Genomic DNA, 12,114 nt, shown 5'->3' with positions numbered 1-12,114 from the left:
GGGAGAATAGTGGGTGAAATGGGGGGTTATTTGGAGACTAAAAAATTTCAAGCACTGTTGAAGCGCTACCACCATGTACGAATCGTATGAATAAAAGGAAATAAACCTCGTTTTTCGATGCATAACTTTGCTCAAGCAAGCGCAACAATAGACTTCATTTGCCTTAGGTGACGAGCATGAAAGCAGAATACACATCTTTAACTAAACTTTATGAATATATTGCAAATTCTAATGCCAGAGTAATTTCGTTCGATTGCTTCGATACTCTTTTCTGGCGAAAAATGGCTTCACCTATAGATGTTTTTACCGTCATTGACCCCTCAATAGATATTGTCAGTCGGGTACAAGCTGAGCAACGTGCGCGCGCTAAAAAAATGATTAATTGTGGTCACTCGGAGGTAAATTTAGCTGAAATATACAAGCAATTGTTACCATTGGCTAACCCAACCCTTATTGATGAATATATTCAAAAGGAGATTGCCGCAGAAATAAAATATGGCTTCCTACATGAGCCAACCATAAATCTGTTGAAGCTTGCGAAAGAAAAAAAATATAAAACCATCATCGTCAGTGACATTTATTTTAATAAAACACAGCTAAGGCATATTATAACATCGTTGTCACCTCAAGTTTCATATTTGATTGATGATATTTATTGTTCAAGCGAACACGGAGTCGGAAAGACGACAGGACTGTGGGATAAGGTTTTAAACCAAGAAAAAGTACCTGCTGCGCAGTTAATTCACATCGGTGATAATAAAGCAGCTGATTTTATTTCACCAAATAAATTGGGCATTGACGCCATTCATTTTCGTCATACCCACGATGAAATAAATAAAATTTTTAGACAACGAGAGAGCGTAGCGACTCTCATCTTCCCTAAATTACGCAAAGAAGCGCCTATCCCTAACTTGTGGCATAGTTGGTTTTCCGAAAATGTCGATGATGAGACATCGGCACAAAAATTAATTGGCTGGGGCATTCTCGGTCCAACGTTGCGTTGTTTTGCAAATAAAATCTTTGAAGATTATAAAAAGAAAAATAATACAAAAATTGCTTTTTTAATGCGTGATGGTTTTATGCCACGCTTAGCTTTTAATATCTTACACCCGGAAATAGAAACGCATGATGTTTATATTTCTCGCTTATGCTCTATTCGCGCAAGTTTCATATCAAAAGAAAGTATTAGTGATCATATCATTACTCTTTTTAATAGTATGGATGATGATATTGCGGATCAATATGTTAACGACGAGACACTGAAATTAGTATCCAAACACTTTGGAATTAATCAAAAAGACATGATTTCTCTTAAAAAAAAGCTTAGCCAAGGAAACTATAAAATCAACGAGCTAATAAAAATCATCCTCAGTAAAAATTACACTCAACATATTATTAATAATTCCATGCAATATCGCAAAAAGCTAATTAAACATATTATAAACAGCACAGGCATTAAGGCTGGCGATCATTTATTATTAGTTGATTTAGGGTACGAGGGCACAACACAGAATTTGTTGCAAACCATTTTACAAGAAGAGTTATCTATTACTATTTCTGGTTGTTACATGATTGTTTCATATACCCCGGAATGGAAAAGTAACCGAACGGGGATAGTGACCCCTGAGACTTTTGACTACCGTACAATCAAAGCCTTGACAAACCATATTGCAATTTATGAATCCCTTTGCTCATCTCATCGGAATTCAACTGTAGATTATACTGACGAAGGTATTCCTGTAGGCGAAGCACCAAGTATCAGTGAGAAGCATCTATCTTTAATAAGAGAAATACAGAACGAAGCATTATATTTTATCGGTTCACCCACAACCAATTTGGCTTACGAAGCAGAGTATGAAATTACTTCCTCAATTATTGACTTATTCCGTTTTATTTATTTCCCAACAGAAAGTGAAATACGCTGTTTCAGTAATATGAAATTCGATATCAATCTTGGTTCTGATCAGATTTCAACACTGTACAACCTAAGCAAACATAATTACCAGATGAAAAAATTTGGACCTTCTTTACTAACTGATAGTAATGCCAATATAAACATTACTAATACACCGACAGAATTACGTTATAGTGGCATAGAACAATCTATTGCACTCCTAAGCAGTTATCGTTATGGGCTTACTTGGTCCTTAACCGATGCGTCCTACCGCAAGAAATTGGTTGATATTCTCTATATTAACAACACTACTGTTGTTACAAAAAAATTAACCGCTATGTATACTCATGAAGGATGCTACTCTCTCTATATTCCTATAGTTACGGCAGAAATAGTAATGAAACTGAATGATAAGTGTAATGGTATAGAACTGATATCTGTATCCAGAATAAAAACAAACCTCGTATACAAAGCATACAATGACTCTCAAATGCAAGAGTTACATATAAATAATGATTGGTTTATTGATGGCGCAGATGTTGCAAAAGGTATCATCACAGGTCTTAGCCCTGCCTCGATTTTATACTTCAGACCTCGCAATTCTCGCAATGATGATGTTATTCATATTGTATATCGTCCCATTGGCGATAGTTGTGACGCGGAGATTAATAATGGATGATTTTTTCTCCAATGGGCTTGTGTTAGCATTTAATAATGTACCTGTTGAAGTAGATGATAGTGTTTTTTTATTCTGGGAAGCTCTATCTCTTGAGCTTCAAAAAAAACACATGCATTTAATTGTTGCCACCACTACAGAATTACCTAATATGTCTTTTTTTACAATACCCATACACTATCACATTGCGGATTTGCATTACCAAAATACCAATAATATTGATGTACGAACTTCTAATTTTATTGCTACGGAGGATATTCTTAGCTCATTATCTACGCAATATCAATGTAGTCTATCTGTTTCACATGAAATTGCTAATTGTGGCATAGCATTTTATAGTGAGCTGATAACCGCTATTAATCCAGCAACTATAATTGGTTGGCAAAGTAATGATATAACGAATTGGATTGTACGTAATATTGCATTGCAGAGAGGCATCCCTTTTTGGTCAATGGAGCGTGGATTCCTAAAAAATACACTGATGATGGATATTGGGGATAATTATCTTCAATCAGAATTATTAACAAGTTTGATGATAGAGAATTTATATGATAAATACGTGCCTGACCCTGAATTGTGGGAGAAACTAAAATCCATAATACTTAACAAGTATAATCTTATCGGAAAGTACCATTCAACTGCTTTTAAAGAAACTGATCAATTCAAAGCAGAGTATGGCATTCCTGAAAAAAGCGCTATTATCGCGATATTCAATCATGGACCGCTCGGACTTGCTGTTAAGCATAATAATAGCCGATACCGCACCATCAATAAACTGAAAACTGATGAAGTCAACGAAAAGATAAAAGCAATAATGAAAGAGTGCATCAAAAGAAAAATTTATATCATTTATCAAGAGCACCCGTTATCATTATATGACAATACAGGGATTGAAATACCTAACTCACCTTACATTATAAAAACAGAAGAGAATATACATACTCTTCTGAACGCTACGGATTACTATCTTTTTACACAGTCGACGATTCAGTACGAAGCAGTTTTTTATCAAAAACCCATGGGACTCCTTTCAAGAAGTGTTCTGGGTATACATGGTGGTGTCTATGAAAGTGATTGCTATGATGATATAAATGAATTTCTAAACGCTCTTATTACTGACAAAGACTACGAACTACACCAGCAGCGTTCGAAAAAATGGCTGTCATTTATCTATCATTATTTCCTTATAAAAAACGATAATGAAAATAGAGGAAGTGAGAGTCAGCGTGTCAGCAATCTTTTAGCTCGCTATAGCCTTCCAGTAAATATCGACACCATTTACTCTCTTGAAAGATTCATTGCGCGATGGTGCAAGCATTAAATCATTCTAAAATGAGGTTCTATTTATTAATACACTCAGGGATAAATGCCTTGTAAATATATTTTGATCCAAATTATCTTCAGCTCGCAATATCTTGTCTATTAATGCTTGAAATGTAATCATAATGGTTTAGTTGCTCAATTGAGATTAAGGTTACTTGAGATAAGTGGCCTTAATCTTGCCACTCGCGCCAAACAAAAAATCCACATTCTGAATACGAAATTTAGTAAAGCTAAAGAATTTCTTTTCATAATTTTGTTTAATAAATACCACAAAACATCGCAACCTCAATTTTAATTTAGTTGAAGTCTAGTAATTCAGCACCGAATGTGAATAGCATTTGTTATAGTCCTGTCGTCAATCATCAATTGTTTTCGCTCCGCAAACGATATCACTTATCAAGTGACTCGTTAAGACACTCAAATCTGTATCAGATGTATCATCTGTGAAGCTATAAATAAATCTGTTCTGTGTCGACTTGCCCGGTTGAATAAGATACAGCTCCTTGTCATATTATAATTACCGTTGTTTAATTGAGCTGCAGGTGAATTATTACTGATGAAAATATTATTAATTTCTCGGTTCATTAATTAGCTAGAGTAGAGCAGAAAACCCAAATAAACAGGTATATGTTTGATTAAATTCCTTGCTTCCAGCATTCATGCTTTTCACTTTCACATAGCTATGGCAAAAGGCTTTTTATACTCTACTTTTTTCCTCGCATAACACTTGCCTACATTATCAAGAATCGAAAGCTAAGTGATATTTAGAGTTCCATGGAGTATATACAAACACTTTTCCGTCCCCGATTGGCTATTACTTTTGTTTTTTCCGCTTGACGGTCTTGTACGGTAGGTATGTTTTAAAAATCATAAGGCTTTTTATAACAGAATGAATGCTAATGCTTTTCCAGAAACCCAGCATAGCTGCTGATTATCTTTATTCAATAAAAAAAGCCAACCTTTGGGTTGGCTTTTTGAAAACAAAAACTAAAAAATTTATCAACGCAGCAGAGACAGAACGGTCTGTGGAACCTGGTTTGCCTGAGACAGAACAGAAGTACCAGCCTGCTGCAGGATCTGCGCGCGAGACATGTTGGAAACTTCAGTTGCGTAGTCAGCGTCCTGGATACGGGACTGAGCAGCAGACAGGTTGTTAGAGGTGTTGTTCAGGTTGTTGATTGCAGAAGTGAAGCGGTTCTGCACAGCACCCAGGCCTGAACGCGCGGTATCAACTTTAGCGATAGCTTTATCGATGGTGTCCAGATCAGTAGCGCTCATTGATTTGAGGTTGATTCCACTCACACCCAGAGTAGCAGAGTCAGCTTTAGCGCCGCTCAGATCCAGATTAATGATGTCGCCGTCATTCACGCCAACCTGGATTTTAACCACACCAGAAGCACCTGCAGTACCGTTCAGCAGTTTGATGCCGTTGAAGTCAGTTTTGCCTGCAACGCGGTCGATTTCTTGCAGACGAGCAGTAACTTCATCCTGCAGAGAGGCCAGGTCAGTAGTACTGTTAGTACCGTTGCTTGCCTGAACAGCCAGTTCACGAACGCGCTGCAGGTTGTTGTTGATTTCGTTCAGGGAGCCTTCAGCAGTCTGCGCCATGGAGATACCGTCGTTGGCGTTACGTGCTGCCTGGTTCATACCTTTGATCTGAGCGGTCATGCGGTTTGCAATCGCCTGGCCAGCGGCATCGTCTTTCGCGCTGTTGATACGCAGACCTGAAGACAGACGCTCAATAGCAGTGCCCAGAGAAGACTGAGATTTGTTCAGGTTGTTCTGAGTGGTCAGGGACAACAGGTTAGTATTGATAACTGCCATAATTTTCTTTCCTTCAAAAATTGGGTTTTAGGTCCGGTGCCTAACACTCACAGCGTCTCTCACCGTCAACAAGGTTATCGACGGGTCCCCAAAAGACTTTAGAATCAATTTTGAAAAAATTACAACCAACTGATTATTAACAGTTTTATTTTTAAAAAAAATCAATTAAGGTTTGCCAAAGCGTTATTATTTACGCTTTTTTAACGCGCAAAGAGATGACCAAAAGGGCACACACTTATTCATGTTTTAAATGCGCGGATAATGATCCTAAAGTGCAATCCTTTCATTAACCCCGCCAGGACGTGCCTATTCTTTGGATTATTTTTTTCTCACCATCGTAAACTTTTGCGTTAAGAGGCCGATAAGAGTCCTGAACTACTTTCGTATTTTAAGGAAAATATGCATGGCTACTATCAGTAACCTCGGGATAGGTTCTGCAGGACTCGGGGATTTATATAATCAGTTGGAAGCGGCAGAGAAAACCAAGCTGACGACGATTACTTCCCAGCAATCAACGTATAACGCACAGTTAAGCGCTTACGGCAAGCTGCAGAGCGCCATGACATCGCTGCAGACTGCCACCGCTGCACTGGGTAAAGCCACCACCTGGAACTCAACGTCCGTGAGCAGCACCAACACGGCCTTTACCGCCACGACGACGGCTGACGCCTCCGTGGGTTCCTTTGTGGTTAACGTCAACCAGGTTGCAAAGGCACAGGCGCTCACAACCGGCTCCTATGCAAACAACACGGATTTGTTAGGCGATACGACAGGTACGACCCGTAAAATCACCATCACCCAGCCGGGCACGAAAACGCCTTTAGAGGTCACACTGGCCGATGGTGATACGTCGCTGGCCGGGATCGCGAGCGCCATTAACAAAGCGAACGGCAACGTCACCGCCAGCGTTATTAAAGCGAAAGACGGTGATTACCGCCTGATGCTGTCATCAAAAACCACCGGTACCGATGGTGCGATGACCGTCAGCGTCACCGGCGACGCCAAGCTGCAAAGCGCAATTGGCTACGATTCAACCACCAAAACGGGCGCGCTGACGGTGAACACCGACGCGCAGAACGCGATTGTGGTGGTGAACAACATCTCTATCGAGCGCCAGTCGAATACCATTACCGATGCGCTGCCTGGCGTGACTTTCTCGCTGAAAGCAGAAAGCAAGGCGGATGAAACACTAGAGGTCACTCGCGCAACGGATGCTAACCAGAAGGCGATTACGGACTGGGTCACGGCGTACAACTCGCTGCAGTCCACCATAAACAGCCTGACAAAATATGTACCGGTCGATGCAGGCTCTGGCAGCCAGTCTACCAGCAACGGCGCGCTGGTCGGTGATGCGAACGTGCGTGGGATCCAGTCTCAGCTGCGCGGTCTGCTGACCGAAGTGCAGGCCGGCTCTGTTCAAATCATGGCCCAACTGGGGATTACCCAGGACCCGGTAAAAGGCGCAGACGGTACCGTCGGTAACCTGAAGGTCGATACCGACAAGCTGAAAAAAGCGCTGACCGAAAACCCGAACGCCGTACAGCAGTATTTTGTCGGTGACGGGAAGAAAACCGGCATGGCGACCCAGATGAATAACACGCTGACCTCCATGCTCAGCACCAGTACCGGCAGCGCCGGTGTGATCCAGAACGCGAAAGACGGGATCAACAAAACGTTGAAAACTCTGGGTGAACGTTACGATGCCATGGATGCCCAAATTGAAGCCACCATGGCGCGTTACAAAACCCAGTTCACCAGCCTGGACGTATTAGTCACCAAAATGACCAATACAGCCAACTACCTGACCCAACAGTTCTCACAGAAATAGTCGTCGCATTGAGGAGTGGATATGTATAACACCTCTGGTGTTCAATCCTATCAGCAGATAGGAGTCGAAAGCGCAGTGATGAATGCCAGTCCACACCAGCTGATTGTCATGTTGTTCGACGGGGCGCATAGCGCCCTTGTCCGCGCGCGTTTGTTCCTGGAAGCCGGACAAATTCGTGAAAAAGGCGAAGCGTTATCCAAAGCCATCAACATCATCGACAACGGTTTAAAAGCAGGACTGAACATGGAGGTTGAGAGCGAGTTGTCCGGTAACCTTGCCTCCTTGTACGAATATATGGTTCGACGTTTGTTACTGGCGAATGTCAGTAATGACGTAGACGCAATTGTTGAAGTCGAGGGTTTATTAAACAACATTGCGGATGCGTGGAAGCAAATCGGCCCCAATGCGTCCTCTATTTCAGGATAATTTTGATGAATAATCCCAGCGCAGCGCTTAGCCACTGGCAGGCGTTACATGCTCAGAGCATTGCTATGCTAAATCTCGCACATTCTGGTCAATGGGATGCGCTTATCGAGCAGGAAATGCATTATGTACAACTGGTGGAGAGGATTTCTCAAACACCCATTATGTCATGCCCTCCGGCTCAGGTTGAGCAAGCGCGTGCGCTGCTGGAAATGATCCTTGAAAATGAGAATGCGCTAAAAGCGCTGCTGAAAGTCCGAATGGACGAACTGCGCAATCTGATCGATCAAACCGGCAAACAGCAATCCATCACGTCTACCTATGGAAAGCTGTCAGGGAATATTCTTTACCCAGAAAGTTTTACCCGCGACACACAACTATGATTTCTTCATCCATACTCCAGAAGTCTGCAATGGCTTCTGGAGCAAGGATGATGAAAAACCCCACCCTGTTACAATGTTTTCACTGGTACTACCCTGCTGGCGGTGAATTGTGGCGAGAGGTCACGGCGTTAGCCCCCAATCTTAACGAAATCGGCATTAACATGATCTGGCTCCCGCCCGCCTATAAAGGCGCGTCAGGCGGGTATTCTGTCGGCTATGACTCCTATGACCTGTTCGATCTGGGCGAGTTTGACCAGAAAGGCAGTATCGCCACGAAATACGGTGACAAAGCGCAGCTGCTGGAAGCCATCGACGCCCTCAAGCGCAACGACATTGCCGTGCTGCTGGACGTGGTGGTGAACCACAAAATGGGTGCCGATGAAAAAGAGCCCGTCCGCGTTCAGCGCGTGAACGAGCAGGATCGCACGCAGATCGACGATGAGGTCATCGAGTGCGAAGCCTGGACCCGCTACACCTTCCCTGCCCGCGCCGGGCAATATTCCCAGTTTATCTGGGACTACAAATGCTTCAGCGGCGTCGACCACATTGAAAACCCTGATGAAGACGGCATTTTTAAAATCGTCAACGACTACACCGGCGAAGGCTGGAACGATCAGGTTGATGATGAGATGGGTAACTTCGATTATCTGATGGGCGAAAATATCGACTTTCGCAATCACGCCGTCACCGAGGAGATCAAATACTGGGCCCGCTGGGTCATGGAACAGACGCGTTGCGACGGCTTTCGCCTGGACGCCGTCAAGCATATTCCCGCCTGGTTCTACAAAGAGTGGATTGAGCACGTCCAGGAGGTCGCCGACCAGCCGCTGTTTATCGTGGCGGAATACTGGTCCCATGAGGTGGATAAACTTCAGGCCTATATCGACCAGGTCGAAGGCAAAACCATGCTGTTTGATGCCCCCCTGCAGATGAAATTCCACGAGGCGTCACGTCAGGGCCGGGATTACGACATGAGCCAAATCTTTACCGGCACGCTGGTGGAAGCCGATCCGTTTCATGCGGTGACCCTCGTCGCAAACCATGACACCCAGCCTTTGCAGGCGCTGGAAGCCCCGGTCGAAGCCTGGTTTAAACCGCTGGCGTATGCGCTGATCCTGCTGCGGGAAAATGGCGTGCCGAGCGTCTTTTATCCGGACCTCTTTGGCGCCAGCTATGACGATACGGGTGGAGACGGTGAAACGTACCATATTGATATGCCTGTGATTGAGCAGCTCCACGAGCTGATCCTCGCGCGCCAGCGTTTTGCCCACGGCGTGCAGACGCTCTTTTTTGACCATCCTAACTGCATCGCCTTCAGCCGCAGCGGCACGGAAGACGATCCCGGCTGCGTGGTGGTGATGTCGAACGGGGACGACGGCGAGAAGGTAATTTGCCTGGGGGAAAACTACGGCAACAAAACGTGGCGTGATTTTCTCGGCAATCGCGAAGAAACGGTCACCACGGCGGCGGATGGCGAAGGGACGTTTACCTGCAAAGGCGGAAGCGTGAGCGTGTGGGTAATTGAGGATGCGCTGTAGAAACCATGCCGGGTGGCGGCTTCGCCTTACCCGGCCTACGCGAAGGCACTTTTGTAGGCCGGGTAAGCGTCAGCGCCACCCGGCAACAAACGGCTACGGTAATTTACTCTCCAGCGGATGCTTGCTCAGGTAATCGGCACACTCAACCGTTGGGCGATCGACCTTCTGCAACTCCAGCCCGTCGTACTCAAGCGTCGAGCCATCGCGCTCCAGCGGATAGATATCCAGCTTGCGCGTCACGTTGTAATAACTGTCTGAACGCAGCATGATTTTACCCGGCACGGCAATCACGCGCTGCCACTGACGGCAGTCCAGCGTATCGCCCTCTTCCGTCACCACCAGCGTGGCAATCGCTTCAGGGCTGACCATTTTGCTCTGCGGCCCTTTTGACTGCCAGTATCCTGCCAGATGCGCCGGGACAGGATGCTTGATCACCTCTTTATAATTATCGACCTGAACGCACCCGGTCAGTGCCAGCAGCGCGCCAGCAATTGCTATTTTTTTCATCATCTTTCCTGCATTCGAAGAAAAAAATATTGTGGCATTAAAGCGCTGCGGCTGCCAGCGAAGATCGACAGGTCTTAGACCTGCATCCCCATCATATGAGCATACATTTTTCATAATCGACAAAGATCGTCCAAGAGCGCACCAAATAACAGATGGTTAGAGTCGTCGAAAACATCAGTCGTCTAGGTTCACCTTAGAGCGAGTGCTGTTTTGTGTCCCATCCATGCCCCATCACATCACCGGGCAGTCGTCGAACTCGCCTGAACGCGCGTCGTTAATGATATACGTGATCACCCCAAATATGGGACGCGAAGTATCGGATACCTCATCCTTATCTGGCAGACTCTCCCGTTTACCGTTCTCAAGGTTTTCCAGGTGTGGCCGCGGGTGTGTGCGATACCGCTTAATCCTAAACTCACCGCTATCTGTGCAAACCAGCAATGAACCGTCACATGGAGACAGTGACGCGTCGACAACCAGCAAAGCACCGTTGAGGATACCTTCCCGGTAATGCGTTGCACCGGCCCGCATAAAGTACGTAGCCGCTGGCCTGATGATGATGCGCTCGTCAAGCGATATACGCTGTTCAACGTAATCCGTAGCCGGCGAAGGAAAGCCCATTAGAAAACCCTCCCCATGTTACGTAGGATCCAATAACGGTTGTCGCTTCCGTCGGTCGTCTTATCCGCGAAGCCTGGCTGGTATCGCTCAATCCATGCGTTAGCGTCTGCCTGGCTGAAATGCCAGTTCTTCTCGCGCAAATTATTGATGAATTTGTTTGTTTTTAGGCAAAGGTAGCCCTTTGGATTCTGTTCTATAGAGGCTAAAAAAGCTGCGTGAATATCATATTGACGAGGCATAGCAGCACCCTCACCTGCCATTGACTGTATGCATATACAGTAGTATTTTTAAATCTTCAGATCAAGTCAGCAAGGATGGAGAGTGATGTTTATTGAGCTGGTTTATGACAAGCGTAATGTTGAGGGGCTCGAAGGGGCCAGAGAGATCATTCTGGCCGAGTTGAAGAAGCGGGTGCACCAGATTTTCCCTGATGCCGAAGTGAAGGTGAAGCCGATGCAGGCAAACGGCCTGAATAGCGATGCCAGCAAAAGCGATCGGGAAAAACTGAACCGCATGCTGGAGGAAATGTTTGAAGAGTCCGATATGTGGCTGGTTTCTGAGTTCCCGACCGTTCGCCAGGTTGGCCTGTAAATCTAGTTCAGGTGATATTCCCTACGTTTGCCTGGGCATGAACACTGAGCAATCAACCGCCGATCATTCTTACGAAAAATGGCGGCGGTTTTTTTTTACGAGCCCTGTTCCTGTTTTAAAGCCTCTTCCGCTTGTTTCTGATTCCAGATGCTGTCAGCTGGCATTTCTACACGAACGCTGACGAACTGGTCAGCCGGGATGTCAACCGGCTCGCCATCTGCCAATCCATCACGCTTATTCCTGGCAAATGCTGGCGCAGAAGGATGTTCGCGGTGATAGGTTTTTACCAGCACAGAGCCATCTGCGTTAACCTCATAGTCCAGCCATATAAGCGGTTGCTTATTCCTGTCTGTGGGAATCTCAAACCCTCCGTCGATACCTCCCCATGCACCGTCTGAATTGAGTGCTTTACAGCCTTCAATAAGATATTGCCCTATTTCCAGACGAGTGACCGTGACGCCTTCTGATTCGTCGTTAGTTTCATACTTACCATCAGTGAAGATTTT

At 44.9% G+C, this 12,114-nt stretch carries 11 protein-coding genes and 1 pseudogene; 7 read left to right on the top strand and 5 right to left on the bottom strand.

Going from position 1 to position 12,114, the window contains the following annotated elements:
- Positions 1-176 precede the first annotated feature (176 nt).
- Positions 177-2,573, top strand: coding sequence for a hypothetical protein (locus AA74_RS0109350; protein WP_155267963.1), 2,397 nt, complete (start codon positions 177-179; stop codon positions 2,571-2,573).
- Complete coding sequence (locus AA74_RS0109345) at positions 2,566-3,891, top strand: hypothetical protein (protein WP_025912255.1); 1,326 nt, start codon at positions 2,566-2,568, stop codon at positions 3,889-3,891. Before AA74_RS0109350 ends, AA74_RS0109345 begins: the two co-directional genes overlap by 8 nt.
- A gap of 1,001 nt (positions 3,892-4,892) precedes the next feature.
- Here the strand turns inward: AA74_RS0109345 and AA74_RS0109340 are convergent.
- Entirely contained in the window at positions 4,893-5,717 is an 825-nt protein-coding gene (locus tag AA74_RS0109340; RefSeq protein ID WP_025912254.1) for a flagellin, read from the bottom strand.
- 403 nt (positions 5,718-6,120) lie between these two features.
- Between AA74_RS0109340 and fliD the strand changes: the two genes are divergently transcribed.
- Genes fliD through amyA form a run of 4 tightly spaced genes read left to right on the top strand, consistent with a single transcriptional unit; the run spans position 6,121 to position 9,889 of the window.
- Entirely contained in the window at positions 6,121-7,545 is a 1,425-nt protein-coding gene (gene fliD, locus AA74_RS0109335; RefSeq protein WP_025912253.1) for a flagellar filament capping protein FliD, read from the top strand.
- Between the two features lie 21 nt (positions 7,546-7,566).
- The gene (gene fliS / locus AA74_RS0109330; protein ID WP_025912252.1) at positions 7,567-7,971 is read left to right on the top strand and encodes a flagellar export chaperone FliS; all 405 of its coding nucleotides are present in this window, start codon (positions 7,567-7,569) and stop codon (positions 7,969-7,971) included.
- Positions 7,972-7,976: 5 nt separating this feature from the next.
- Positions 7,977-8,351: a flagella biosynthesis regulatory protein FliT gene (fliT, locus tag AA74_RS0109325; RefSeq protein ID WP_008500332.1), complete on the top strand. Its 375-nt coding sequence runs from the start codon at positions 7,977-7,979 to the stop codon at positions 8,349-8,351.
- Positions 8,352-8,401: 50 nt separating this feature from the next.
- Positions 8,402-9,889 (top strand): alpha-amylase, encoded by a 1,488-nt coding sequence (amyA, locus tag AA74_RS0109320; RefSeq protein WP_021241382.1) that lies wholly within the window; start codon positions 8,402-8,404, stop codon positions 9,887-9,889.
- Between the two features lie 93 nt (positions 9,890-9,982).
- Here the strand turns inward: amyA and yedD are convergent, their stop codons facing one another.
- The 3 genes from yedD to AA74_RS1000000123665 form a co-directional block, all read right to left on the bottom strand.
- Positions 9,983-10,396 carry a lipoprotein YedD gene (yedD, locus tag AA74_RS0109315; RefSeq protein ID WP_023293875.1) on the bottom strand — a complete coding sequence of 138 codons (414 nt, stop codon included), beginning with the start codon at positions 10,394-10,396 and terminating at the stop codon, positions 9,983-9,985.
- Positions 10,397-10,627: 231 nt separating this feature from the next.
- Entirely contained in the window at positions 10,628-11,017 is a 390-nt protein-coding gene (locus AA74_RS01000000122115) for a S24 family peptidase (protein ID WP_032667399.1), read from the bottom strand.
- Entirely contained in the window at positions 11,017-11,256 is a 240-nt protein-coding gene (locus AA74_RS1000000123665) for a hypothetical protein (protein WP_032667410.1), read from the bottom strand. Before AA74_RS1000000123665 ends, AA74_RS01000000122115 begins: the two co-directional genes overlap by 1 nt.
- A gap of 85 nt (positions 11,257-11,341) precedes the next feature.
- Here AA74_RS1000000123665 and AA74_RS0109305 point away from each other — a divergent pair, with 85 nt between their 5' ends.
- The gene (locus tag AA74_RS0109305; protein WP_025912251.1) at positions 11,342-11,608 is read left to right on the top strand and encodes a DinI family protein; all 267 of its coding nucleotides are present in this window, start codon (positions 11,342-11,344) and stop codon (positions 11,606-11,608) included.
- A 95-nt stretch (positions 11,609-11,703) separates the two neighbouring features.
- Here AA74_RS0109305 and AA74_RS1000000123560 read toward each other — a convergent pair.
- A pseudogene (locus tag AA74_RS1000000123560) lies at positions 11,704-12,114 on the bottom strand (hypothetical protein); the annotation flags it as partial.

This window comes from Enterobacter sp. 5-4 (assembly GCF_000612205.1).
Classification (GTDB): domain Bacteria; phylum Pseudomonadota; class Gammaproteobacteria; order Enterobacterales; family Enterobacteriaceae; genus Enterobacter; species Enterobacter roggenkampii.
Note: the sequence above shows the minus strand (reverse complement) of the source record. Positions and strands in the feature narration are given on the sequence as shown.